Annotated in this window: 22 protein-coding genes; 14 read left to right on the top strand and 8 right to left on the bottom strand. The window is 69.0% G+C overall.

From position 1 onward, the window contains the following. Positions 1–2 precede the first annotated feature (2 nt). Positions 3–1,091, top strand: coding sequence for a DUF3626 domain-containing protein (locus IPH07_37270; GenBank protein ID MBK6923099.1), 1,089 nt, complete (start codon positions 3–5; stop codon positions 1,089–1,091). A gap of 88 nt (positions 1,092–1,179) precedes the next feature. Further along, entirely contained in the window at positions 1,180–2,466 is a 1,287-nt protein-coding gene (locus IPH07_37275; GenBank protein MBK6923100.1) for a hypothetical protein, read from the top strand. Between the two features lie 45 nt (positions 2,467–2,511). Here the strand turns inward: IPH07_37275 and IPH07_37280 are convergent, their stop codons facing one another. Further along, positions 2,512–3,504: a multidrug transporter gene (locus tag IPH07_37280; protein ID MBK6923101.1), complete on the bottom strand. Its 993-nt coding sequence runs from the start codon at positions 3,502–3,504 to the stop codon at positions 2,512–2,514. Between the two features lie 311 nt (positions 3,505–3,815). Here IPH07_37280 and IPH07_37285 point away from each other — a divergent pair, with 311 nt between their 5' ends. The 3 genes from IPH07_37285 to IPH07_37295 are packed head-to-tail and all read left to right on the top strand — an operon-like array spanning position 3,816 to position 6,233. Then, complete coding sequence (locus IPH07_37285) at positions 3,816–5,207, top strand: hypothetical protein (protein ID MBK6923102.1); 1,392 nt, start codon at positions 3,816–3,818, stop codon at positions 5,205–5,207. A 33-nt stretch (positions 5,208–5,240) separates the two neighbouring features. Next, positions 5,241–5,537 (top strand): cytoplasmic protein, encoded by a 297-nt coding sequence (locus tag IPH07_37290; protein MBK6923103.1) that lies wholly within the window; start codon positions 5,241–5,243, stop codon positions 5,535–5,537. 51 nt (positions 5,538–5,588) lie between these two features. Next, entirely contained in the window at positions 5,589–6,233 is a 645-nt protein-coding gene (locus IPH07_37295) for an ATP-dependent Clp protease proteolytic subunit (GenBank protein MBK6923104.1), read from the top strand. 10 nt (positions 6,234–6,243) lie between these two features. Here IPH07_37295 and IPH07_37300 read toward each other — a convergent pair whose 3' ends face one another. Continuing rightward, complete coding sequence (locus tag IPH07_37300; protein MBK6923105.1) at positions 6,244–6,573, bottom strand: transposase; 330 nt, start codon at positions 6,571–6,573, stop codon at positions 6,244–6,246. A gap of 68 nt (positions 6,574–6,641) precedes the next feature. Here IPH07_37300 and IPH07_37305 point away from each other — a divergent pair, with 68 nt between their 5' ends. Continuing rightward, positions 6,642–8,048, top strand: a complete 1,407-nt coding sequence (locus IPH07_37305; GenBank protein ID MBK6923106.1) for a leucine-rich repeat domain-containing protein — start codon at positions 6,642–6,644, stop codon at positions 8,046–8,048. 21 nt (positions 8,049–8,069) lie between these two features. Here the strand turns inward: IPH07_37305 and IPH07_37310 are convergent, their stop codons facing one another. Beyond that, positions 8,070–8,921 carry a transposase gene (locus IPH07_37310; GenBank protein MBK6923107.1) on the bottom strand — a complete coding sequence of 284 codons (852 nt, stop codon included), beginning with the start codon at positions 8,919–8,921 and terminating at the stop codon, positions 8,070–8,072. 25 nt (positions 8,922–8,946) lie between these two features. Between IPH07_37310 and IPH07_37315 the strand changes: the two genes are divergently transcribed. Continuing rightward, positions 8,947–9,369: a hypothetical protein gene (locus tag IPH07_37315; protein ID MBK6923108.1), complete on the top strand. Its 423-nt coding sequence runs from the start codon at positions 8,947–8,949 to the stop codon at positions 9,367–9,369. A 15-nt stretch (positions 9,370–9,384) separates the two neighbouring features. Here IPH07_37315 and IPH07_37320 read toward each other — a convergent pair whose 3' ends face one another. Beyond that, on the bottom strand, positions 9,385–9,975 hold the full coding sequence (locus IPH07_37320) for a hypothetical protein (protein ID MBK6923109.1): 591 nt from the start codon (positions 9,973–9,975) through the stop codon (positions 9,385–9,387). 646 nt (positions 9,976–10,621) lie between these two features. On the opposite strand from IPH07_37320, the gene IPH07_37325 reads away from it, so the two are divergent. After that, positions 10,622–12,175, top strand: coding sequence for a VCBS repeat-containing protein (locus IPH07_37325; protein ID MBK6923110.1), 1,554 nt, complete (start codon positions 10,622–10,624; stop codon positions 12,173–12,175). Positions 12,176–12,829: 654 nt separating this feature from the next. Here the strand turns inward: IPH07_37325 and IPH07_37330 are convergent. From IPH07_37330 to IPH07_37345, 4 genes are read right to left on the bottom strand one after another with little or no spacing between them, the layout of a single operon-like run. Next, positions 12,830–13,495, bottom strand: coding sequence for a cupin domain-containing protein (locus IPH07_37330; GenBank protein ID MBK6923111.1), 666 nt, complete (start codon positions 13,493–13,495; stop codon positions 12,830–12,832). A gap of 50 nt (positions 13,496–13,545) precedes the next feature. Further along, entirely contained in the window at positions 13,546–13,704 is a 159-nt protein-coding gene (locus tag IPH07_37335; GenBank protein ID MBK6923112.1) for a hypothetical protein, read from the bottom strand. A gap of 52 nt (positions 13,705–13,756) precedes the next feature. Next, positions 13,757–14,125, bottom strand: a complete 369-nt coding sequence (locus IPH07_37340) for a redoxin domain-containing protein (protein ID MBK6923113.1) — start codon at positions 14,123–14,125, stop codon at positions 13,757–13,759. Between the two features lie 27 nt (positions 14,126–14,152). Next, on the bottom strand, positions 14,153–14,350 hold the full coding sequence (locus IPH07_37345) for a redoxin domain-containing protein (protein MBK6923114.1): 198 nt from the start codon (positions 14,348–14,350) through the stop codon (positions 14,153–14,155). Between the two features lie 172 nt (positions 14,351–14,522). Here IPH07_37345 and IPH07_37350 point away from each other — a divergent pair, with 172 nt between their 5' ends. The 6 genes from IPH07_37350 (at position 14,523) to IPH07_37375 (ending at position 24,398) form a co-directional block, all read left to right on the top strand. Continuing rightward, entirely contained in the window at positions 14,523–15,011 is a 489-nt protein-coding gene (locus IPH07_37350) for a hypothetical protein (GenBank protein ID MBK6923115.1), read from the top strand. Between the two features lie 119 nt (positions 15,012–15,130). Continuing rightward, entirely contained in the window at positions 15,131–17,239 is a 2,109-nt protein-coding gene (locus IPH07_37355) for a S9 family peptidase (GenBank protein ID MBK6923116.1), read from the top strand. A gap of 181 nt (positions 17,240–17,420) precedes the next feature. After that, positions 17,421–20,108, top strand: a complete 2,688-nt coding sequence (locus IPH07_37360; protein ID MBK6923117.1) for a hypothetical protein — start codon at positions 17,421–17,423, stop codon at positions 20,106–20,108. Further along, positions 20,108–21,028, top strand: a complete 921-nt coding sequence (locus IPH07_37365; GenBank protein ID MBK6923118.1) for a hypothetical protein — start codon at positions 20,108–20,110, stop codon at positions 21,026–21,028. Before IPH07_37360 ends, IPH07_37365 begins: the two co-directional genes overlap by 1 nt. Beyond that, complete coding sequence (locus tag IPH07_37370; protein MBK6923119.1) at positions 21,028–22,806, top strand: HTTM domain-containing protein; 1,779 nt, start codon at positions 21,028–21,030, stop codon at positions 22,804–22,806. The genes IPH07_37365 and IPH07_37370 overlap by 1 nt, the downstream gene beginning before the upstream one ends. Then, on the top strand, positions 22,803–24,398 hold the full coding sequence (locus tag IPH07_37375; protein MBK6923120.1) for an FAD-dependent monooxygenase: 1,596 nt from the start codon (positions 22,803–22,805) through the stop codon (positions 24,396–24,398). Before IPH07_37370 ends, IPH07_37375 begins: the two co-directional genes overlap by 4 nt.

Consider the following 24,398-nt stretch of genomic DNA (forward strand, 5'->3'; position numbering starts at 1 on the left):
CGATGCCTCTGCCACACCTGTCACTCGCCCAGCGTGGCGCCCTCGAGCACGTGGCCGCGCAAGCCAGGCGACGCCGAGCCGAAGCGGTGGCGCTGCAGGATCACATCCGGCGCATGAGCGACATCTCGGCCGGTGACTTCCGCGAGGCGGCGCTCAGCCTCGAGCGGCATGCTCGGGTAGCGCTTCACTTCCATCCCGACCGTCCCGACGCGGCAGGGGACACCGTCGCCCAAGCCTTGCTGCGCGATGGTGTCTATCGCAGTCAATACGAGACGGGTCTGTCGAACGGCGGTCTGTCCGCCCACCCTGGCGGGCGGCGGGATCTGTGCGAGGAGCTGCTCTTCGGTGGCGCCTACCATGCGCCCGACACGACGGCCGCCGAGCGACCGAAGTACGGTGCGCTCGGCATCCTGCGCCACGCGGACGGTCCTTCACCGCGGTTCGGCTCCTGCTACCTCGTGCTCGCCGCTGCGGTTGGACCGCGCTGCACGTTCACCTATCTGGATTCCCACGAAGCGGCAGTCGAGCGGGGGACCCTCGACGAGTTCGACGACGTATTCGCGGCAGTGCTGCGCAGCGTCTTCGATCACGGGATGGCTCTGGGCGAGTCCGATCTGACCGTGCCAAACCTGGTTCATCGCCTGCGCTGCGACCTGTCGGCGCCGCTCCACGATCTTCGGCGACTCCGCGTCGCCAGGAACCTCAATCACTACGTAGAGGCTCAGGTCCACGGCGATGTGGTGCTGGAGCGAGATGTCGATGCGCTCGTGGCCGACCCATCGTTTCGCGACGCGGAGACAGGTCGCGTGCTCGCCGAGCTGTGCGTGCGCAACGCGATCACGCTTCACTGGCATCCGGGGTTCGTGCTCTCCTGCGATGACGTCCCCCGTGACTTCCGTGGCCATACGATGCCCTCGCTCGCACAGCGAGTTGCGCGGTCCGGCATCGTCGACGCGCGGGCGATCGGCGCCGCGGTCACCGACCTGCGGGTGAATCCAGGTGCGTGGTGCGATCGCGGGCGCCCCGAGGACGTCTTGCAGGAACTGAAGCTCCTGTGGCACGTGCTGGTGAAGTACGGGACGCCGGCGTGAAGGCGAGCGGCCGCCGGCCACCTCCCTCACGCCCCCCGGTCGATTCCTCCACGGGTCCACCGCGGCCGGTGCATCTACGTTCGCGCCCATGACCGACCGCAGCTCCGCTCTTGTTCTCGGGTGGTTCGTCGCCACCGCATGCACGACCACCGATCCCAACGCGGGGTCGAGCGACGACACCGCCGGCGAGAGCTCGGGGCCGACCGGCCCCGGGTCCTCGGCAAGCGCGACGGCTTCGACCACCGCCACCAGTGCTACGAACACGTCGGTCTCCACCGCCGCCGACAGCACCGACTCCGACGCGGACGACGAGGGCAGCAGCAGCGGCGGTCACACCGTGCTGCCCTGCGAGGGCCTCGATGCGGCGGCCGGGTGGGAGCACATCACGCCGGCCGAGGTCGACCTCGGTGCCGAGTTCGACACGCCAGCGGGCGAGAACTATGGCGTGCACTCGTTCGTGATCGATCCGCAGAACACCGCGACGATCTATCTCGGCACCAGCGCCCAGGGCATCTACAAGTCCACCGATTGCGGCGCGAGCTGGGTGCACATCGACACCGGCACCAACGCCGACGTCATCGACGGCGGACGCCAGTGGTCGTTCGTGATCGACCCGGTCGACCCGCAGGTCATGTACACGAACACCGGCTACGGTGCCAACGGCGTGTGGAAGTCCACCAATGGTGGCGTCGACTGGGAGCCCTTCGTCGACCCGGCCTACCTCGCCGCGATGCAGTTCGGTGGATTCGTGCAGTACGTGCGCATGGACGCTTCGGACCACGAACATCTCATCGTCACGCCCCACTTCGAGTGCGAGATCGGTGCGGTCGACGGCCTGCCACTGACCAAGAACTGCATCCTCGAGACCTTCGATGCCGGGCAGACCTGGGACATCCTCGAGGGCACCCCACCGGCGGGCGAGGGCGTGTTCCAGACCATGCTCGATGCCAACACCTGGTACTGGTCGAGCGGGTTCGACGGCATGTGGCGCACCGCCGACGGCGGCCAGAGCTGGCAGCACGTCTTCGACGAGGGCTACGCCAACGCCTCGCTCGTGCGTGCCGCGGACGGCTCGCTGCTCGCCGGCGGCGTGTTCTCGACCTTGATCAGCACCGACGGCATCACGTGGAGCGCGATCCCCGACTCACCGGGCACCGACGTGCTCGCCGGCGACGACGAGCGGCTGTTCGGCTCGCGCAACGGCTTCTACGTGACCGCCAGCGCCGACGATCCCACCACGTGGAGCGAGCTGCCGATGCCGGCGTTCCCCGATCCGGGCTACATCACCACCTGGGATCTGAAGTACGACGCCGATCACCGCGTGCTCTACTCGCTCAACAGCCGCAACGGCTTCTGGCGCCTGCTCGTGCCGTGAGCACGGCGGAGAATGACGGGCGCCGTGCGGCACCCGACTGTGCGATCACATGAGGATGGCGTGGATCGGCCCGATCGCCGCCGGCACCTGCGGCGCGTCGATCATCTCGAGCAGGTCGATCTCGATCCCGCGGCTCATCGCCGTGATCGGCACGTCGTTCGGGCCGCCTTCGAAGGGGTTCTCGGAGGTGCTTCCGATCTTGTCCATCGTGTGGAAGACCCACGCGATGAGGGCGCCCAGCGGCACCGACAGCCACGACGCCACAGGTCCGAGATCGCGGAACTCCGGGTGCAGCGCAAATGGCAGCAGCACGATGAACATCCACACGAAGATCAGGTTCAACGTTGCGTACTGCCGCGGGTAGGGGAAGTTCTTGATGCGTTCGCAGCGGCCCTGGTGATCGTAGAGCGTCGACAAGATCGTCATCATCTCGATGTGGCGCAGCTCGGTGAGCGCGCCGTCGTCGGCGAGCCGCCGCAGCGCGGCCGATTGCAGGGCCAGCACGTGGGTCGCGCGATTCTTCTTCGCCAGCACCCGCGCGAGCTCGTCGGGCTCGAGGAACTCGGCCAAGGCGGCCTCGAGCGGCTGCGCGGCCTCGGGCAGTGTGTACGTGCGCGCGCGGTACTCGATCTGATGCGGAAGATTCATGGTCTCCCACACCCGCGGCTCGCGTAGCTGGTAGCGCATCGCGACCAGCCACGCGAGGTGGCGATGCACCAGCGCCCGTCGCGTGCCGCCGTCGTCGGTCTTCGACACGTAGTCGAGCACGGCGATCGCCCACGTGCGGCTGCTGTTCACGATGCCGCCCCAGATCTGCCGCGCCTCCCACAGTCGGCCGTAGGCCGCGTTCCCCTTGAAGCCGGTGAGGAACGCGACCGCCGTGCCGACGATCGCCAGCGGTGCCCACGGCAACGCCGGCAACTGCAGCCCTAACGCGTCCAACAGCTTCGGCAGCGCCGCGACCACCAAGAAGACCACGGTCTCCCGTCGCGTCCACAGGGTGATCTCGGTGAGTGAATAGCTCCGGCCCGCGTGCATCGGCGCGCAGCGTACCGCCCGCCACCGCGAGAATCACCCCGGGCGATCGCGTGCAGCATTTCGCTGACCTCTTGCGCGCTGACCTGATAGCCCCGCCGTCGCAACTCTGCTGGGCGAGACGGGCGAGACCGTTGGCCCATCCGCGCTGGGTGAGCTAAGCTCACCGGAGCGCAGGTCGATGCACTGCGCCGTAGGCTAGCAGCGAGGTGGAGCATCACCACCGTCGAGTCGAGTGTGTCGTCGAAGGTCGTGCTGTCGTGCCGTGGTGCATCAGGTCGAAGTGTCGTGGTCGGTGGCCGTGTTGCGGCGCGATGGTGCTCGTGGTCGCGGGTGCCTGCGCGGAACAGTCGGAGCCCCGCGAGTGGTCGACCCGGGATTTGATCGTCGTCGAGCCGTACGATCCCTACGGCACCGCCCGCGAGTACGCGCTCGTCGACGCGGACGGCGAGCGACGCCCGCTTCCGATCCAAGAGGTGGAGTCGGTGAGCTGGGCGCTCGATGGCGACGTCCTGCTCGCACACACGTCCCTCGGTGCGGTCTGGGGGTGGTCGGGGCATGAAGAGCCCCCGTGGCTGCTCCACGAGCCGTCCGTCATTCCGGGGCTCACCCAGACGCTGCAGGTCGCGCCCGGTGGACGCTACGCGGCGCTGCACAATTACACGGAGACGGTGCGGGGGTTGGGTCTGACGGTGCTGGATGTTCTCGAGCGCCGTCCCGTCGGCGCTCCGCTCGCGTGCACGACCGGACCCGGTGTCGTGTGGGTCGGCGAAGGCCCTGAGCTGCTCGAGGAGACCGACGAATGCGGCTGCTGTCTGATGCCCACGCCATTCACCGTGACCCACGTGCGTCCCGGCGGTGAAGACGACGTGTTGGTCGCTGGCGTCGAAGTATCGCCGCAGATCGACATCGATCCACGACGAAGTCTCGCCACGGTCTCGTCGGAGGGGCGGTGGCAGCTCTACGAGCTCGGCCGCGATGACGACGTGTTGGTGCTCGATGAACCCGATGCGAGCGAGTATCGGAGCTGGTCACCGGATGGCAAGCACATGGCACAGGTCACCGACCAGCAGGGCGTCGTGCGCGACCGCCGAGGCGCGGTGGTCTGGGAGGGCGAGCTCGCCGGGTTCTCGAGCATGACGTGGTCGCGCGCCGGTGATCGCTTCGTGGTGCAGCGGAGTTGTGCCGACGATCTGTGGCGGCTCGAGCTGGTCGATCTCACGCGAAGCGAACCAGTGGAGATCGTGGGCTGCGACGATCTGAGGTTGGTCAGTTGGAGTCCACGAGGCGACGCGCTCCTCATGAAGGTCGGCTGCGGGGACGACGATGGCGCGCTCGAGCGCGTCGATCTCGGCACCAACGAGCGACGGAGGTTGATCGACGCGACCCCGTGCGACACCATCGGATTGGGATGGTCACCCGACCAAACCACCTACGCTGCGTGGGAAGCGTGCGAGGCGGGCGGGGCCCGCGTGCGGTTCTTCGACGCGGACGGCGAAGCGATAGCAGCCGGCTCCTGCGATGCGTACCTGGATGCAGTGTGGTCTCCGGACTCTGACATGCTGGCGCTCACGCAGGGCCGCTTCGGCGACGAGGGGGCGCCACCGCATCTCCACCTGCTGCGCAGCGACGGCAAACTTCGCGATCTCGGCGAGGGTCTCATTCCGCTCGGCGTGCACAACGACTGGCGCCCGGGCCCTCCCTAGTATGTGTCCGACCGCGATACGGACGACGCGCGCATGAACTTCGACGACGAGCACGAGCGCCGAAAGGCGGCCTTTCCGGAGGCGATCCGCGCCGCGCACGGGCACTCGAGCCATCATCGGGCTGAGCTGCTGGCGAGTGCGACGTGCGGCTGCTTCTACTGCTGCGCCACGTTCGCACCGGGCGAGATCGACGAGTGGACGGACGAAGTCGACGACGAGGGTCAGACTGCGCTCTGCCCACGGTGCGGAGTCGACGCGGTCCTCGGTGATCGATCGGGATACCCGCTGTCGCCGGAGTTCCTCCGGGAGATGCATCGCCGCTGGTTCTAACGACGCGCCGCGGCCGACCGAGCCCAGGCCGAGGTCGGGGGGCATCTCATCATGCGCGCGTTCATTCGTGATCAACTGGCCCGCTTGGGCTTGGGCAGACTCGCCAAGCACCCGCCTCCGAACCAGGTATCGTCAGATGCCGACCCCGGCGAGCGCCCCTGGTCGCTGGGAGTCGAGCAGAGCCTGCAGCGCCGAGAGGTCAGCGTGACGGGGATGATCACCGACCGGAGCGCGACGACGATCATCGCGCAGATGCTGTACCTCGACGCAGAGGATCCGGCGGCCCCGATGACCCTGCGCATCGACTCGCCCGGTGGCGTCGCGACATCGACGTTGGCGATCTACGACGCGATCCAGCACGTCAAGGCGCCGGTTTGCACCGCCGTCGCGGGCGTGGCCGGAGGAACGGCAATCCTGATCGCCGTCGCGGGCGCGTCCGGCCATCGCACCGCGACCGCGAGGTCGCTCTATCGCTTCGTCCGCTTCCGCTTCCGGTACAGAAGTGAAGCGGCGGGGCGCGAGTGCGATCGCCTGGTCGACGCGTTCGCGGCGGCGATCGGCAGGCACACGCAGCTCGATCGACGCGCGGTCGCCCGCGCGATGGATCGAGAGGAGCGGATGCATGCGCTCGTCGCGTTGCGACGTGGCTTCGTCGACCATGTCGGGGGCGGCGACCTACTCGATGGTGGTCGCTGATCGCCGGCGATCACTCGAGCCCGCCTTGGGTGCGTGGGGTGACGACGCGCCGGTGTTGAGCTGCGAAGTCGAGGGCGGCCACGGGCGCAGGCCCGGCGTGTCGAACATGGGCACCTGCGTGGGCGGGGTCGCACTCGCGGGGCGCTCCTGCGGGCCGCAGCAGCGAGCGCAGTGCGTGATGGTTCGAGAAGACACCGAAGTAGCAGACCTGATGCTGCCGCGGCGGCGGCACCAGGCCGACCAGGCGGGCGAGGAAGCGCTCGGGCTCGACATCGACGTGGGTCGCGCCTCGCCGCGAGGACGCCCCGACCTCACTTGTGCGTCCAATCCGCAACGCCATCGATGACGTCCTCCCAGGCGCGTCGATCGAGGATGGCCGCGCGTTCCCGATCCGATACTCTGCCGGACGTGCCGAAGCTCAAGCCGAAGGATCCGCTCGCCGCCGTCCGCTCTCATCCCGAGAAGGTGAAGAAGCTCGAGATCAACCCGGCGGACGCGCGGAACAATGGCTTCGAGGTGAAGCCCCTGAAGGCGTTCCCCGAGGAGGTCCTGGCGTGCAAGAACCTCGTGTCGCTCGAGATCTTTCGCGGCATCACCGGCCCAGTGACGATCCCCGACGGCATCGGGAAGCTGAGGAACCTCGAAGTGCTCATGCTTGGCGGTCTCTCGCTGAGGGCGGTGCCAAAGGCCATCGGCGACCTGTCGAAGCTGAAGACGCTGAGTCTCGACTACAATGCGTCGCTCGCGGCGCTCCCCGACACGATCGGTCGCCTGAAGAACCTCGAGACGATCAGCTTCACGGACACGAGGATTCGGGAGCTCCCCAAGGCTCTCTTCGACTGCAAGCGCCTGAAGCGACTCGATCTGCGTGGTATCGCGAAGGTGCCGCCTGGACTCGGCAAGCTCACCAACCTGGAAGAGCTCTACATCCAGGCGAGCGCGCTCGCGGGGGTCGGCGCAGAGATCGGCAGGCTCACGAAGCTGAAGACGCTGTTCGTCGACGGGAAGGGCGCGGTGCCTGCGGCCGTCTTCTCGCTCTCGGGAGTGACGACGCTCCAACTCCGGGGCCTCGGTCTGAAGGAGCTCCCGCCACTGGGCGGCCTGAAGAAGCTCGTTCGACTCGACATCAGCGACAACAAGCTGACTTCGGTCTCTCCGGCGATCGCGAGCCTGCCGGCGCTCGAGGTCCTCGACTTCAGCGGCAATCCGCTTCCGATCGAAGAGAAGCGCATCGTCGACGCGATGATGAAGGTCTCGCCTGCGAAGCGCGCTTCGAAGCTCGGCGCCGCGAAGCCGAAGCCCGCCGCAAAGGCGAAGACAGCCACCAAGACGAAGAAGGCTGGAGCCCGGAAGGCGCAACCTCGCCCCAAGGCGCCTCGGCGATTCGGCAGCGTCGTGAGCGAGAACCCCTCGCTCGTGATTCGCATCGGCGAGAAGGACTCGAAGAAGAGGCCGGTCACGGTCAGCCTCGACGTGGGACAAGGCATCGCGCACGTCTGGGCCGCGGGCAACGACGGCCGCCTCGCGGTCACGGAGATGGTGCTCGAAGGAGAAGAGTCGGACATGAGCGCGGACGATCGGGAGCTCTTCTTCGAGTTCATCCGCGCTCCGCTGGCCAAGGGAGCGAAGCTGGTCGGAAAGTTCGACATCGAAGACGACGACGACTGGATGATCCAGCTCGCGCCCGCGAAGGGCGACGCAGAGGAAGACGGCGTGGTCGTCGATGTCGTCAGCACGAGCTGGAAGGTCATGCTCGAGCCCGAGGTGCGCGCCGCGTGGGGCAAGGGCCGCCGCTGTCTCCTGGTTCCAGCCTGAGCCTAAGGGGTTTGAAGGAGCCTAAGAGGTTTGAAGCGGGTATCGGAGACGTGGTTCGTGCGTGCAGTGGCTGAGGCTGCGAGCCAGCGTACGTGCTGAGCTAGGGGCGGGGAGGATTGCGCTTGGCCGTGGTGCGCTGCGGGAGCGTCGTCGTGGGCGGGCGTCGCTGGGAAGGACCCGGCGCGCGAAACGGTGGCGTGGTGCTGTCAGGGGCGCGACGGTCCGGCGACGGTCCGACGACGCTCCGGCGGTGCCGCGCGTTTGGAGGTTCAAGGGTCGAAGAAACCGAGTTGTCCGGGCGGGTGCGGACGAGGCGGCGGCCTTGCACCGTGGAGCAGACGAGCGATCTCGTCGGCGTCGGTGATGGCAGCGATGATGCGCACCGGCCCACCGCATCGTCGGCAGACGGTGACGTCGATGGCAAACACGCGCGCCAGTAGTTTGGCCCAGCCGATGCGGGCCTTGGGCCCCCTCTGTCAGGGTGCGTGGGGTGACGACGCGCCGGTGTTGAGAATGCGAAGTCGAAGGCGGCCACGGACGCAGGCCCGCCGTGTCGAACATCGGCACCTGCGTGGGCGGGGTCGCACTCGCGGGCGCTCCTGCGGGCCGCAGCAGCGAGCGCAGGGCGTGATGGTTCGAGAAGACACCGAAGTACCGCACCTGATGCTGCCGCGGCGGCGGCACCAGGCCGACCAGGCGGGCGAGGAAGCGCTCGGGCTCGACATCGACGTGGGTCGCGCCTTGGCGCGTGGGCACCTCGAAGAGGATGCGGACACGACCATCTGCGAGGGCTCGGACAGCGTCATGGGCGAACGGTGGCCGCAGCATGTAGCGGAGCATCCGTGACGTCGCGCGGCGGCCGTTCGCGCCCATCGTCGGGTTGCTATCGCAGTTTCTCGTGCCGCTCGCGCTCGGGATGCTCGTGCGCGCGCGGTGGCCAGCGCGGGCGCGGATGGCCGAGAAGGTGGGCAGCATCGCCGGCATCGCCGTCCTCGGCTTGCTCATCGTCACCGGCCTGGTCAGCAACGCGGCGCTGCTCGGGCGCACCACCGCGCCGATGGTGCTCGCCGCGTTCGGCCTGGGCGCCTGCGGCTTCGGCCTGGGCTGGCTCGGCGCGCGCGCCGTCGGCCTGCCCTCGGCGCAGCGCCGCACAGTCGCCTTCGAGACCGGCATCCAGAACAGCCCGATGGCGCTCGGCATCATCATCGCGACCTTCCCCGCGGCAATGCACGAAGAGATGCTGTGGCTGCCGCTGCTCTACGCGCTGCTGGTGCTGCTGACCGCGTCGGTGCTGACACTGGTGTGGCGCCGCTCCGCCTGACGCCGCGCCGCTCGACTACCCTTCGTCGCGCGGCGGGCCGAGCTCGCCGGCGGTGGCCGAGCGCGCCGGCGGCAGCCCGCGTCGTGCCCGCTCGATCGCCGCGACCGCAGCCTCGGGGTGCGGCGTGCCGACGAGCGTCACCCTGCGCTTCGTCCCACCGCGCCAGACGATCCGCACCGCGCGGCCGTGGTCACCGGGCATGTTGTACATCTCGCGTCGGATACCCAAGCCGCCGAAGCGCTTCCAGTCGTAGTCGACGGCCTCGGCGCTCTCGATGGCCGCGGTCGGGATCGTCGGCCCGAACAGCCCGTACTGGATGCTCACCGCGCCCTCGCTCACCGAGACCCGCAGCACCGAGAACAGCGCCCACAGCACCACGCCCACGGGGATCATCACCAACCCCGAGGCCCACGCCGCCGTGAACAGCAGCGCGACGCCGGCCAGCGCGGTGCTGCCGAGCAGGAGCTGCATCCACTTCGGGGCCGGCCGCTTGTCACGGTGGAGCACCACGCCCTGGCCGGCCATGTACGTCCGCTCGTAGGGATCCACCGCGGCGCTCTCGGGCACGGCGAGGGCCGAAGGATCGGGCGGGGTCTCGTCGCGCAAGCGCGGTGATCGTACGCCGCGCGGCCTGAGGATCAAGGGCCCGCCGCGAGGCACGACCTCGGCAGGCCGATCGCTGTGGGCCCGCGCTGAGCATCACCGACGCACGTCGCGGCGCTGCACGAGCTTGTCCTTGCGCGACGCCGAGAGCACACGCGCCGGCATGGGCGTGCCGGGGCCGACGACCGCACGGACCTCGTCGCCGACGCGCAGCAGCGCTGGGCGTGGACCAACCGTCCGTCGCTCTCGATCCGCTCGACGCGGTTGGTGTCCTGGCAGGCCTCGTCGGCGTAGCGCTGGACCTCGTCGGCGAACTCGAGCACGACCAGCGCGCCCTTGGGTCGCTTGGCGCTGAGCTTCCCGCCGGTGGGCCACCTGGCCACGGCTCCGCAGGCAACTCCGCGCTGACCCGGGCCCCTGCGCCGTCGCGGCAGCATGGGATCACGATCACCTGGTCGCGTGGGTGCACCAACCGAAGCGCACCCACGCGGCACGGTACCTTGTGCACCTCGCCGGAGTTCGTTCGGGTCTCGTTGTCGTCGTCGCGCTCGCGGGCTGCCGTGAGTCGACGACGTCGCCGTTTGGTGTACCCGCGACCACAAGCGGCCCCGAAGGTACCGAGGACGGCGACGATGAGGCTTCGACCGGCATGCAGAGCAGCGGCGCGGCCGATGCGGATGGCGACGAGGGTCCGCGGCTCGACCTAGGCGTGCCCGACGGGCCCGACGGGCCCGTGGTGTGCGAGCTCGGCGAGGACGAGCTCGACGTACCGCCATCGTGCATGAACGAAGCACCCGCGGGATCGTTCGACGCCACGCTCGAGTGGGCGTGGCACGGTCACGACGGCGACACTCATGCGGTGGCGACGGCCCTCGTCGCACAGACCAACGATGACGACGGCAACGGTCAGATCGATCTGTGCGACACGCCCGACGTGATCGTGCTCGCCTTTGGGCCGAGCGCCTTCGAGGCCGACTCGTTCTTCACCGCGACGGGCCACCTGTACGCGCTCGACGGCGCCAGCGGGCAGATGTTGTGGCAGGCCGGCCCGGTGTCGGCGTGGGGGCAACCGGCGCTCGGCGACCTCGATGGCGACGGCGCGATCGAGATCGTCGCGCCGACCTCGCTCGTCGGCCCGCTCGCGGCGTGGAATCACGACGGTTCCCCCGTCGAGGGCTTCGCCGAAGCGCCGCTGCTCGGCAGCGATCCAGTGGACGGGTGCTGCGGCATGACCAGCGCGATCGCCCTGGCCGACCTCGATCACGACGAAACGCCGGAGATCGTGCTCGGCACATTGATCCTCGACGCCACGGGGCATCTCATCGGCCAGCTCGACGAGACCGCCCCGCAGATGGCCGCGACCACGGTGGTCGCCGATCTCGACGAGGACGGCACGACCGAGCTCATCACCGCACAGGGCGTCTACCGCTACCTCGGCGACGGCGCGACGCAGAAGCGGTTCGACACCGGCATCGACGTCGGTCACCCGCATGTCGCCGATCTCGATGGCGACGGCGACGCCGAGCTGCTGGTGTCTCATGCGGCGGGCCTCAGCGTGTTCGAACACGACGGCACCCCGCGGATCATCGACGCGCGCCCACTCGGCGCCGCCGAGGGCTGGGGCCGCCCTGCCGCGATCCACGACTTCGACGGCGACGACCACGCGCAGTGGGCCATGAGCGTCGGCGAAGTGTTCGCGATCTTCTCACTCGCGGGCGACGAGATCGTCATCGACGGTCAATGGGTGGTCGAGGATTTCACGGGCGAGGCCACCGGCACCGCCTTCGATTTTCTCGGCGACGGCGCCGCCGAAGCGATGTACGGCGACGAAAAGGTGCTCTGGGTGTTCGACACCGCGATGCCACAGGCGCCGCCGTTGGTCGAGCAGCCGCGATCGAGTCGCACGCTCATCGAGTATCCGACGGTGGTCGACGTCGACAACGACGGATCCGCCGAGATCATCGTGATCAGCAACGAAGACCTCGACGGCAACGCGTCGTCGCCCACAGTGCAGGTGTATGGCGACGCCGACAGCCGGTGGATCCAAGCGCGGCGGATCTGGAACCAGCACACGTATCACGTGACGAACGTGCGCGAAGACGGACGAATCCCGGCCGTCGAGGTCCCCCACTGGCGCGGACTCAACACGTTCCGCACCAACGCACAGATCGAGGGCAGCGCGACGTGCGTGCCCGCGGGCTGACGCGTGGTCACTCGAGCGCGATCTCTGTGTCGGCTTCGAGCGGCTCGAGCTCGACGCGCAGCGAGTCGTCGGCCGCCGACCGCACGCGCCACGGATGGGTCGCCCAGGAGCCTAGACGTCGCAGCGAGGCCATCACTGCCCGCGCGAAGCATCGGCTGACACGGGAGAGCCGCGCCGCGTCGTAACCGAGTCGCACCGCCATTGGCCCGGCGAATGACAGCACCCACTGACGGTACCCGCATCGCGGAAGCAGTCGATCGACGAGCAAGGCAGCGCCCTCGCCCATGCGCCGGCCATGCCCTCTGCCGCAGAGTGGTCGGCGTCATATGAGGGGATGCCTCAGCCTTTCGGCCCGAAGTTCCGAAGTCCAAGCCACGTCAGCTGGCAGCACGAGCACGGGCACCGGCATGAGCACCATCCTGGCCCGCGTGTTTGCGATCGATCTCTCCGTCTGCCCACGATGCGGTGGACCCGAGCTGTCGTCGCCGAGTTCGGCACGTACCCCGGCTCACGCCTCCGCCGCCTCACGCTCGACCCCAGGCCGCGGATACCCGCTTCGAGCATCTTCGGCTCCCGCTCGAAGCATCGATGATCGCAGGCCCACCCTCGAATCGGATGTCGATTCGCAGGTTGTTGTGCGGCGTGGGACGCCGCTCACTCGAGCCCGAGTCGCTTCTTCATCGCCGCGAGGTCCTCATCCACCTGCTTCTCCCGCGCCTCGTCCTCACGGTCGATCCGCTCGGCCGCCCGTGCTGCACGAGCACGCGGATCGTCCCCTGCGGCATCGCCCAGCTCGACCTCGGTCGCCTCGCCGGTCCAGTAGTCGAGGCCCTGCGGCGGCAAGGGCACGATGCGATCCAACGCCCGCAGCTTCATCTTGCCGCTGTCGGGATAGACGGCGATCTCGTCCGGATCGCGGTTGCCGATCGCGAGCAGGCGGCACGGCTCCGCGAAGGGATTCTCGAAGGCGTGCGCGATGCCGGTGTTGGCGGGGAAGCACACGTAGTCGCCGGGGCCCATGTCGTGACGATCGTCGCCCGAGCGCAGCACGCAGCGGCCGCTCAACACGTAGAAATGCTCTTCCTCCTTCACGTGCCAGTGGCGCGGGCAGCTCTGGCGACCGGGCGCGAGCTCGACGAGGTTCACGCCGATGCGCTGCGCGCCGCCCAGTGCACCGAGGTCGAGCTCACCGCCGCCGAAGCGCACGCCCTGCGCCCACCGATCCAGCGCCAGGGTTCCGCTGGCGAGAGGGACGTTGGGCGAGGGCGTGCGCTCGTGGCTCGAGCGTTCGAAGGTGGAGTCCCGGCGCGTGAACTTCATGGCGAGCGCGACGGTACCGCGAAGGCCCGCGAGCGCCAGCCACGGCCACGTCAGCCGATGAGCGCCGCGATCGCGCCGACCAACAGGCCCAGCGCAGTCACAGCGACGAGGCTGGTGACGAAGCCGCGCGCAGCCTGACGCTCACCGATGAGGGCGATGGCTTGGGTGGTACGGGCGAGGGCGTGGGGGATCGTCGTGGGTTCGACCATGGCGGGTGCGTCTCTCCAGGAGCGCGGGCTCGACAACCCGCTCCAGGAGTCACTATTCCGCAGGCCCGGACTTGGGTTGGTTGCGCCGGCGTGCGCGCGGCTGCCAGCCACCCGAGGGCGCGGCGACGCCGTCGAGCGCCTCGAGCACCGCCTCGGGCGCCGGCCGATCGGGCACGTACTCGCCGACGTGACGCCACGTGATGCGGCCGTCGGGGGCGATCACGAAGATCGATGGGATCGCGATCTCCTGACTGGCCATGCGCACGCCGTAGCGTGCGGCGACCTCGGCCGCGGTGTCCTGCAGCAGCGGGAACGGCACGTGGTGCGTGGCCGCGAATGCCTTCGACTCGGGAGCCTCGTCGGCGCTGAGGCCCACCAGCGTGGCGTGCCGTGACGCGAGCTCGTCTTGGATGGTGCGCAGGCCGGCGAACTGCCGGCGACAGAAGGTTCACCACCAGCCGCGATAGAACACCAGCACCACCGGGCCGCGGCTGCGCAGCTGCGCGAGGCTCACGGGGTTGCCGTCGGCGTCCGGCAGCGTGAACTCGGGCGCGACCTCGCGGGGCTGCTCGGCATCGGCGCGCAGTCGACAGGCGAGCATGCAGAGCGTGGCCACGAGCCAGAGCCGTCGAGTCATTGCGCCCATGATCCGGGTGCCAGCTCACGCTCCGCAAGCGCGGCGTGGGGGCCGGCCCAGACCACCCCGTGGCCCCCCGCTGGGCCCCGCGATCGTCGCCTCAGAAAAATCGCGACATGCGAGGGGCGACGGCATCGACGGGTGCCGCCCACCGAACGCGCGCGGCGAAACGAGCCACACCATGTTCCGCAAGTACTCCTTCCACGTCCTCGCCACCCTCGTCCTGTGCGCCGCGCCGATCGGCTGCGACGACGACGACGACGGCGACTCGGGCAACGACACCAACAACGACTCGGGCAACAACGACTCGGGCAACAACGACTCCGGCAACAACGACTCGGGCAACAACGACTCGGGCAACAACGACTCGGGCAACAACGACTCCGGCAACAACGACTCGGGCAACGACTCGGGCAACGACAGCGGCAACGACTCGGGCAACGACAGCGGCAACGACTCGGGCAACGACGTGTGCCTCGATCCCGGCGACGACTGCGACATCAACGGCGACTGCTGCGGCTTCGACGACGGCATGACGGTGTGCACGCAGTTCGACGGGCCCAAGGTCTGCGCCGATCTGTGCGACGACGGCAGCCAGTGCAACAGCGGCTGCTGCGTGTCGATCGACATCGGCGGCGGCGTGTGTGCGCCGTCGAGCTTCTGCGAGTAGCTCGGGTGGTGGCGACGTCGGTGGTGGCCGGCGTCGCGGACCCACGCGGGGCAGGGATCGCAGCCTCGGCGCTTCGGCCTTGTCGCCGGGCGCCGAAAGCCCGCACACTTCCCCCGCCCATGCGCTCGCTCGTCGCCTCCGTCTCGCTGCTCGTGCTCGGCTGTGCGCCCCCGAACAAGGCCACGCCCTATCCGAAGACCGAGGTGCCGGACGCGGGCGGGACCGCGACCCCCGAGCCCGAGCCCGACACCGCGCCGCAGGCGTCCGGCGTCGTGCACTACTTCGATCGCGAGGTCGATCTCGAGCCGTTCCTGGTCGGCTTCCCCTACGGTCGCTTCCGTCCGAGCCTGAAGACCAAGGCGCTCTTCTACTTCGCGCTTGGCGACGCCTACACGCTGAAGATGCTGCCGCTCGCGCAGCCCGGCGCGCGCTGGGACCTCGCGGTCGGCAAGACCATCAGCGACGTCGACTGGTCCAAGCGCAGCCTGTGGTCGATCCATCACCACGCCCAGAGCAACAGCCTGTGGCTGCATGCGGATGCATCGAACGACGAGAAGATGAACCTGTGGCGGCTGTCGCTCGACGACGGCAAGCTCGAGCAGGTCACCGACCATGACTACGTCTACGGCCTCGGCTTCAGCGAGGACGGCACGCTCCTGGCGTACCTGCCCCGCAGCGGCACCAAGGCACCGTTTCGCAGCTGCTTGCGGGTGCGCGAGGTCGCCAGCGGCAACGAGCGCGAGATCCTCTGCGACGACGCGGCGCTGACCTTCACGTGGAGCGACCTGCACTTCTCGCCCGACAACAAAGAGGTCTACTTCAACGCGCAGACCAAGGGCGATCGCAACCGCGAGCAGCTCGTCCGCGTGGCGCTCGACGCCGCCAAGCCGAAGCTGCAGCTGGTGACCAACGCCCGCGCGCGGCGCAGCCACCTCGAGGTGCTCGATGGCTGGGTCGGTGACGAGCTGGTCTACGTCGCCAACGACGACGGCTTCGCCAACCTCTACGCGTGGTCGCGCAAGACCCGACGCACGCGCGCGCTGTCCAAGTTCACCGAGGACATCAGCTCGGCCGAGCTGACGGCGCGCGGCGTGGTCGCGGTGCACCGCACGCCCGCGGGATCGACACTCGCGGTCATCGATCCCGTGGGCGGCAAGACCCTCTCGGAGCAGCGTCTGCCGGGCTCGGCCGATGTCATCGATGGCTTCGGTGATCGGGCTCTCGTGACGCAGGAGTCGCCCGACATCTTGCTCGAGGGTGTCGAGCTCGGGCTCGACGCGATCGCGAGCGGCAAGCCCCCGGGTGCCACCGTGGTGGTCGCGCCCGACGACGCGCTGCAGCGCAAGGTCGTCGCGTGCAAGGCCGAGCGGGTGTCGATCCCGACCTTCGACGTCGACCCCAAGACCCGCAAGCCCCGCGAGCTGCACGCGTTCCTGCTGACCCCGCGTACGCCGCTGGCGGATGCCGGCCAGCGCCTGGCGATGATCACGTCGTTCTACGGCGGTGACAATGCGTACAGCGAGTTCGATCAGATCATGTGCGCGGCGGGGTTGACGGTGTTGTCGCCCAGCGTGCGCGGCAGCTCGGGCTTCGGTCGCGACTTCGCGGCGCTCAACGATCGCGATCTGGGCGGCGACGAGATCGTCGATCTGTTCCACGTCGCGCGCTGGCTCGAGCAGCGCACCGGCCTCGATGCGCGCCACATCGGCGTGTACGGCGGCAGCCACGGCGGCTACGCGACCATGCGCGCGCTGACCTTCCCGCCGGCGACCAACGGCCGCAACGAGTTCTATGCGTTCGGCTTCGGGCTGGCGCACGCGGGCTTCTCCGACATCGAGAGTTTCCACGACAAGTGCAACATCCCCGACTGGGTCGTGCTCGAGAGTGGCGATCCCAAGGTGCCCGCCGATCGCACGCGCATGCACGACCGCAGCCCGCTGACCCACGTCGAGCGTCTGCGCATGCCGATCCTGCTCACCCACGGCAGCAACGACTGGCGCGTGCCGGTGCAGGAGAGCCGGCAGTTCGCCGACAAGGCCAAGGCGCTCGACCTGCCGGTCTACTACGTCGAGTTCGAAGGCCAAGGCCATCGCATCGAGGGCCTCGCGCTGCAGAAGCAGCTGTTCCAGACCCGCTTCGACTTCCTCATGGCGGTCGTCAAGGCCGCCGCAAAGGACGCTGCGGGCGCGGGCGCAGATGCGGCGAGTGAGCCTGCGGCGAAGCCGTAGCGAGTGGTGGCCCCTTGGGCGCCTCGGCGCCCACGCCGTCCGTTGCGTGGGAGCGCAGGGCGCCTTTCGGTGCGTCCGCTCACGGGCGAGCGTGCGCGCGATGCATTGCGCACGGTTTGCGGCGTGCCGCGGGGTTGCGGAGGCCCCCCCGTGTTAGTGTCGAAGCCTATCGATGGCCTCGATGCTGCTGGTCGCCCTGCTCGACGACAAGGCGCGCTATCCGACCGTGCCGCCCGAGTTCGGGGTGCAGGTGGGGTGGCTGTTCTTCGCGTTCGCCGCCGTGATGGTGGCGTGGGCGTGGACGCGCGCCGACTCGGTTCGCCGCTCGCTGCTGGCGCTCGAGGACCCACGGACCTTCGCGGTGCTGCGCATCGGCTTCGCGATCATGACCATCGTCTGCTTCCTCAACCTCGCGCCGTACTGGCGGATGTTGTGGAGCGACGAGGGCATCTTCGACCTCGCCTATGCCGAAGATCGCATGGGGCGCTCGGCGCTGCGCGGCTGGAACCCCGAAGAGGGCTTCTTCGATCTGTGGGCGGTGGTCTGCTTCCTGTGGAACAAGCCGTCGTTCCTGTACATGCACGGCAGCCCCGAGTTCGTGGTGTGGCACATGATGGCGCTGTTCGGCGCGTGCGCGCTGTTCGGCCTCGGCGTTGCCACGCGCGTGAGCGGTGTGGTCGCGTGGTTGCTGATGAGCAGCGTGTACAACCGCAACGCGCTGTACTGGGAGGGCACCGACACCGTCTATCGGTGCTTCTGGCTGATCCTGTTGTTCGCGAAGACCGGCCACGCATGGAGCTTCGACAACTGGTGGCGCTGTCGAAGGCTGCGCAAGCAAGGGCGCCTGCAGGACCCGGACGATCCCGAGGCCCTCGCACCCGATGGCCGCAAGCGCGAGCCCATCTATCGCCTGATTCCGGCGTGGCCGCGGTGGCTGTTCATGCTGCAGCTCGCGGGGCTGTACTGCTCGACCGGCAGCGTCAAGACCGGTGACGTGTGGGCCAAGGGTGACGCGCTCTACTACGCGCTCAACATGGACCACTTCTACCGCTTCGAGGGCATCACCCAGGCGGTCTCTTCGGTGTTCGCGACCAACCTCTTCCGGCTGAACACGTGGGTCACGCACTGGTGGGAGCGGCTGTTCCCGCTGCTCATCGTCGGCGAGATCCTGCGCTTCGGGCTGAAGCACCAGCACGACGCATGGTGGCAGCGGCAGAGCCAGGGGCCGCGGCTGTGGCTCGGCCGGGCGTTGCTCGCCACCGGCTACGGCATCGCGTACTGGGTCGTGTACATCACGCTGCCGTTCTGCCTGTCGATGGTGAACGACACGCCGCAGGACCCGACGCGCCCGCTGTTCAAGCTGCACATGGCGATGGGCGTGGCGGTGCCGGCGTTCGTGGTGGTGTGGTACGTGCTGCGCCGCTGGCCGCTGGTGCTGTTCCGCGGCGGCCGCAGCCTCGGCCCGCTGACGCGTCGCTTCGCGTGGCTGCGGCTGCCGGAGATCCGCATCAGCAACGAGAGCCTGCGCCGCTGGCTGCTCGGGCGTCGGCTGTGGCTGACGCTGGGCTTCTTCTTCCACGGCTTCCTGATCCTGTTCATGAACATCGGCATGTTCCCGTTCATCATGCTGATGACGTACGCCGCGTTCGTGACGGGCGACGAGTACGCGCGCATGTTCGGGCGCTGGGCCGCGTGGCTGCGACGACCGGGCCTGCTCCGGACGCGGCTGCGACTGGCCCGCCTCGCGCCGCCCGAGCGCGCGTTCATCCCCGCCGAGGATCCGGCGCGCGTGGTGCCCAAGGGCCGCCGCTTCCCCGATCTGCTGGTGCTGCTGTTCGGCTTGGTCGGTGCGTATCTGATCTACGCCCGCGTGGGCAAGGAGCCGTGGATCGGCAGCGCGACCAAGTGGTGGCTCGGCACCATCGTGCTGGCCGCGGTGCTGCTGCGATTCCTGCGACCGCGCGGCGCCGAGCTGGCCGCTGCCAAGGAGCCGCCGGCGCTGGCCTACGGCGCACCCGGGCGCGCGCTGGCGCTGTTCGCATTCTGCTTCCACACCGGCGCGGTCGGGCTGCACCTGTTCCCGCCCTTCGGCGTGTTCAACACCTGGCGCTCGCCGGCGAAGACCGTGTTCGGCTCGTGGCTGTCGGTCAGCGCGACCTCGCAGAGCTGGGAGATGTTCGCGCCCAACCCCCCGCGCAGCAACCAGTTCATGAAGACCGTGGTGGTCGAGGACGACGGCGATCGCTGGGACCTGCGCAACAACTCGTTCGAGTACCGGCCCAACCCGTGGATCTGGAACGATCGCATGCGCAAGATGCAGCGGCGCATGGTCGGCAAGGGCAAGTGGTACCTGCGCTACTGGGTCGACTTCCAGTGCCGCGAGTGGGCGCTACGCACCGGTGAGACGCCCAAGGAGATCGAGATCTGGTCGATCACCACGCGCATCCCTACGCCCGAGGTGGTCAACGTGTGGCAGCCCAAGCGCTTCAAGGGCCGCCGCGACGTGTCGGGTGCGATCACGGGGCAGCCCTACGATCCGCGGGCGCTGAACGTGAAGGAGACCCACGTGCAGACCCATCCATGTGGCAAGAGTGGCGCGCTGCCGCTGTACATGAAGGAGCGCTACGAGTTGCCGATTACCGAGGCCGATCGCGAGGCCGACGCGCAGGAGCAGGCCAAGCGACAGCGCCAGTACGACAGCCGTCGCAAGACCTGGGACAACCGCACCGACTTCGGCCGTGAGCCCGAGTCGACCGAAGAACGACGCGCCCGCATGGAACGCCAGCAACGCGAGCGACAGGCCGACGACCTCGAGAAGAAGATCGAGGCCGCACAGGAAGAGCCCGAGGGCGACGAGGAGAACAGCTGATGGCGGACACGCCGGACGCCGAACGCGATACCGTGGCGGGGGAGAACGCTGTGACGCCCGAATCGCAAGCCCCGGCCGCCGATGCCACCGCGGGGTCGCTCGCGCAGGGGCTGCTGCACCGCGCGCGCCGCGACGACGACGACCCCGCGAAGCGTTGGGCCTACCGGCCGCTGGTGCTGCTCGTGATGTCGCTCGCGGTGGGCTACCACGCGCTCGTGCTGCTCGTGCACAACCTACCCGGCAAGGGGCTGTCCCGCGACCTGCACACCTTCTTCAACGAGAAGCTGCAGGCGTCGAACTACATGCGGGCGACCGGCAACACCCAGAGCTGGGCCATGTTCGCGCCCAACCCTCACCGCAGCAACATGTTCATGAAGGTGCTGGTGAAGGACAAGGACGGCGAGGTCTGGGACATGGCCCACGACATGTACGGCCGCCGCGAGTACCCGTATCTGTTCTACTCGCGCATGGGCAAGATCAACCGGCGGTTGATCGAAGAGAAGGGCTATCGCCGGCACTACGCCGCGTGGGTCTGCCGCGACTGGGAGATGACCCACGACGGCGAGTCCCCCGACGAGATCCAGTTCGTGAAGATGTGGACGCAGGTGCCGCCGCCACAGAAGGTCTACCCCTACATGGGCTACGACCCCATGAAGCTGCACCTGAACCAGCGCGAGGAAGAGAGCATCCGCTGCTCGACCTCGTACCACGGCCAGCTGCCCAACGAGATCCGCGAGCGGCTCGAACTGCCGCCGGCGAACACGGGTCGCTTCCGCGATGTCAGCGTCCGCACCTGGTGGGATCTGCAGCAGGCCAAGCAGCGGCAAGCCGAGCGTGACGAACGCATGGAACGCGCGCGAGCCGACGACGACGCCAGCGTGCCCGAGGCGGTCGGCGAGGTCGAAGGAGCGAAGGAGTGATGCTCGGCACGATCATCGCCCTGCTCGACGACAAGGACGTCGACGTCAGCGCCCACCTCGGCCAGGCGACCTCGCTGTCGCTGGCCGCGATCGCGCTCGTCATCGCATTCTTCGTGGTGCGCCCCGAGCTGTGGAAGCGCATGTTGTTCGACCGGCTCGATCCGCGGCCGGCCGCCGTCATGCGCATCGCCTTCGGCTTGGTGGTGCTGTGGACCTTCTCCGATCTGGCCCGTGATGCCCGCTTCTTGTTCACGGACGAGGGCATGTGGCTGACCAAGATGGCCCGCAAGAACTACGGCGGGAAGATGACCACGCTGTGGGATCCCGAGCACGGGTTCCAGCACTGGTGGGACATCTTCCCGGCGATCTGGGGGAAGTTCACGATCCTCCACGTCCGCTCCGATCCGCAGTTCGTCTACGGCCTCTACGCCCTGATGCTGCTGTCGATCACGACCATGACGCTGGGCATCTGGACCCGCACGAGCACCGTGTTGTCGTGGATCCTGGTCGAGCAGATCTATCGCTACAGTCCGCTCTTCTACACCGGCGGCGACACCGTGGTGCGGGTGTTCCTGTTCCTCGGCATGTTCTGCCGGTGGGGCGAGGCCTACTCGATCGACGCGTGGCGTCGGCATCGCAAGCTGATCCTGGGCGGCGCGAGCGAGCTGCCCGCGCTGCGACGGATCCCGGCGTGGCCGCAGCGCCTGATGATGCTGCAGCTGGCGATCATCTACAGCGCGACCGGCCTGCTCAAGAGCGGCGGCACGTGGATCGACGGCACCGCGCTCTACTTCTCGCTGTGCCTCGACCACTTCTATCGCTTCCCCCAGCAGATCTACGTCGCGACGTTCATGCAGTTCATCGGCGTGCTGCCGGTGGTGACGGTGTTCGTGCGCTTCTGGGAGCTGCTGTTCCCGATGGTGCTCGTGGGCATGGCGGTCAACTGCTTCGAGCGCGAGCGGCGTGACGGCAGCTGGCCGAGCGCACCCGCGTGGCGTCGGTGGAGTTCGTATGCGCTGATCACCGCGGCGTTTGCCTGCGGCGCACCGATCGCGGGCTGGGGCGCCTACTACTACATCCCGCCGCAGTACTTCCCGGTGGTGCCCCATGAGGCGTTCCCGGTGTTCTTCGGCGCGGCGTCGGCACTCGTCTGTGTGCTGTGCGTGGCGGTCTACTTCACCGTTCGCAACCGACCGATCGCCTCGAAGGTGGTCTTCCACTGGTTGTTGGGGCGACGCACGTGGCTCATCTGGGGCTTCTTGATGCACATCGGCATCGACCTCGGCATGAACGTCGGCACCTTCGCCGAGGTCATGATGGCGGCCTACTTCGCGTGGCCGTCGGGCGACGAGGTCGGTCGCGCGTTCCGCTACGTGATGTCGCGGCCGGCGTCGCCCGGTGAGCACGGACGCCCCCGTCGCAAGCGACGCTGGGCCGCAGCCCTGCTGGCGCCCATCGATCGCCTGCGTTGGCGCAAGCCTGGCCGCGCGTACGTCGTCCACCACAACCCCGACGAGACCAGCGTGCGGCATGCCGCGCTGCTGCGGCTGTGGGACCTCGGCGAGCGGCTGCAGTTCGTCGCCGACGAGGGCGTGTCATCCCGCAAGCTCGAGATCGAGATCGAGGGCGAGCGCGGGCGGTACGTCGGCGCGGCCGCCGGGTCGATGCTGCTGCGCATCTTCCCCGGGCTGTGGTGGCTCCGGCCGGTGCGCCGCATCCCGGTGTTGGGCACCGCCGCCGGTGCGCTCGCGGTCGTGATACTCCGGCAGCGGCCGTGAGCGATCGTAGCGCCGTCGACCTGCAGGTGCACCCCGACGCATTGCTCGATGCGGCGGTGCTGCGCCGTGAGGCCGCACGGGCCGCGAAGCTGCGCGAGTCGGAGGTGCGCGAGGTGGTGGTGCTGCGCAAGGCCATCGACGCGCGCCACGGCAAGGTCCGGCTGCAGCTGCGGGTCGCAATCGTGTGCCACGGCGATCCGCCGCGGGCGGTCGAGCTCGACAGCCCCGCGCTGCCGAACGTCCACGGCGAGCCCGAAGTGATCATCGTGGGTGCGGGCCCGGCGGGCATGTTCTGCGCGTGGGCGCTGACTCGACTCGGCATTGCCTCGGTGGTGCTCGAGCGCGGCAAGCCGGTGCGGGCGCGCCGACACGATCTCGCAGCGTTGACGCAGCGCGGCGTCGTCGATCCCGACAGCAACTACTGCTTCGGCGAGGGTGGCGCGGGTACGTTCTCGGACGGCAAGCTGTACACGCGGGCCGACAAGCGCGGTGAGGTCGCGGCGATCCTGCGCGCGCTGGTGCGCTGGGGCGCGCCGCCGGAGATCGTCGTCGACGCGCGGCCGCACATCGGCACCAACCGCTTGCCGGCGGTCATCGGCGCGATGCGGGCCGAGCTCGAGGACGCGGGGGTTCGCTTCTGCTTCGAGCACCGCGCGGCGGCGCTGCGGCAGCGCGGCGGTGCGGTCGTCGGCCTCACGCTTGGTGATGGCACTGCCCTCGATGCGCGCGCGGTGGTGTTGGCGCCCGGTCACTCGGCGCGCGATGTCCAGCAGTTCTGCGCCGAAGCCGGCGTCGTGCTCGAGTTCAAGCCGTTCGCGCTCGGTGTGCGCGTCGAGCATCCCCAGCCGCTCATCGATCGCCTGCAGTACGGGGCATTGGCGGGTCATCCCGCGCTCGGGTCGGCGTCGTACCGCTTGGTCGAGCGCGCTGGTGCCGTGGGCGTGTTCTCGTTCTGCATGTGTCCCGGCGGCTTCATCGTGCCGGCCGCGACCGCGCCGGGCGAGCAGGTCGTCAATGGCTGGAGTCCATCGTCGCGTCGCGGCCGCTACGCCAACAGCGGCTTCGTGGTCGAGGTCGGTGCGGAGACCCTCGTCGCGCACGGACTCTCGCCGGCGGATCCGCTGGCGGGCGTGGAGCTGCAGCGTCGACTCGAGCAGCGCGCGTTCGTGGCCGGCGGCGGCGGCTTCGTGGCGCCGGCGCAGCGCATCGACGACTTCGTGGCCAAGCGGGCATCCCGCGAGCTGCCCCGCTGCAGCTACCCACGCGGGGTCGTGCCGGTCGAGCTCGACGCGGTGCTCGGCGAGCTCGCTCGGCCGCTGCGCGAGGCGATGGCGCGGGTGGGCTCGCGCATGCGCGGCTTCGCCGGCGGCGAGGGCATCGCGGTCGCACTCGAGAGCCGCACCAGCTGCCCGGTTCGCATCGTGCGCGATGCCGAGGGCCAGTCGCCCCGGCATCGCGGCCTGTATCCCTGCGCCGAGGGGGCCGGCTACGCCGGCGGCATCATGAGCGCGGCGCTCGATGGCGTGCGCACGGCGGTCGCCATCGCGACCCAGCTGGGTCGCGATGTGACGGTGCTCGGCAACCTCGTGTAG

It is taken from the genome of Deltaproteobacteria bacterium, assembly GCA_016709225.1.
GTDB classification, from domain to species: domain Bacteria; phylum Myxococcota_A; class Polyangia; order Nannocystales; family Nannocystaceae; genus Xiheibacterium; species Xiheibacterium phototrophicum.

Excerpts from the sequence above, each read along its gene's own strand:
- IPH07_37290 (MBK6923103.1), top strand. The coding sequence starts at position 5,241 with ATGAACTTCGACGACGAGCACGAGCGCCGAAAGGCGGCCTTTCCGGAG.
- IPH07_37325 (MBK6923110.1), top strand. The coding sequence starts at position 10,622 with ATGCAGAGCAGCGGCGCGGCCGATGCGGATGGCGACGAGGGTCCGCGG.
- IPH07_37350 (MBK6923115.1), top strand. The coding sequence starts at position 14,523 with ATGTTCCGCAAGTACTCCTTCCACGTCCTCGCCACCCTCGTCCTGTGC.
- IPH07_37295 (MBK6923104.1), top strand. The coding sequence starts at position 5,589 with ATGCGCGCGTTCATTCGTGATCAACTGGCCCGCTTGGGCTTGGGCAGA.
- IPH07_37280 (MBK6923101.1), bottom strand. The coding sequence starts at position 3,504 with ATGCACGCGGGCCGGAGCTATTCACTCACCGAGATCACCCTGTGGACG.
- IPH07_37285 (MBK6923102.1), top strand. The coding sequence starts at position 3,816 with ATGGTGCTCGTGGTCGCGGGTGCCTGCGCGGAACAGTCGGAGCCCCGC.
- IPH07_37365 (MBK6923118.1), top strand. The coding sequence starts at position 20,108 with ATGGCGGACACGCCGGACGCCGAACGCGATACCGTGGCGGGGGAGAAC.
- IPH07_37335 (MBK6923112.1), bottom strand. The coding sequence starts at position 13,704 with ATGGTCGAACCCACGACGATCCCCCACGCCCTCGCCCGTACCACCCAA.
- IPH07_37275 (MBK6923100.1), top strand. The coding sequence starts at position 1,180 with ATGACCGACCGCAGCTCCGCTCTTGTTCTCGGGTGGTTCGTCGCCACC.
- IPH07_37355 (MBK6923116.1), top strand. The coding sequence starts at position 15,131 with ATGCGCTCGCTCGTCGCCTCCGTCTCGCTGCTCGTGCTCGGCTGTGCG.
- IPH07_37360 (MBK6923117.1), top strand. The coding sequence starts at position 17,421 with ATGCTGCTGGTCGCCCTGCTCGACGACAAGGCGCGCTATCCGACCGTG.
- IPH07_37345 (MBK6923114.1), bottom strand. The coding sequence starts at position 14,350 with ATGGGCGCAATGACTCGACGGCTCTGGCTCGTGGCCACGCTCTGCATG.
- IPH07_37330 (MBK6923111.1), bottom strand. The coding sequence starts at position 13,495 with ATGAAGTTCACGCGCCGGGACTCCACCTTCGAACGCTCGAGCCACGAG.
- IPH07_37300 (MBK6923105.1), bottom strand. The coding sequence starts at position 6,573 with ATGGCGTTGCGGATTGGACGCACAAGTGAGGTCGGGGCGTCCTCGCGG.
- IPH07_37370 (MBK6923119.1), top strand. The coding sequence starts at position 21,028 with ATGCTCGGCACGATCATCGCCCTGCTCGACGACAAGGACGTCGACGTC.
- IPH07_37270 (MBK6923099.1), top strand. The coding sequence starts at position 3 with ATGCCTCTGCCACACCTGTCACTCGCCCAGCGTGGCGCCCTCGAGCAC.
- IPH07_37310 (MBK6923107.1), bottom strand. The coding sequence starts at position 8,921 with ATGGGCGCGAACGGCCGCCGCGCGACGTCACGGATGCTCCGCTACATG.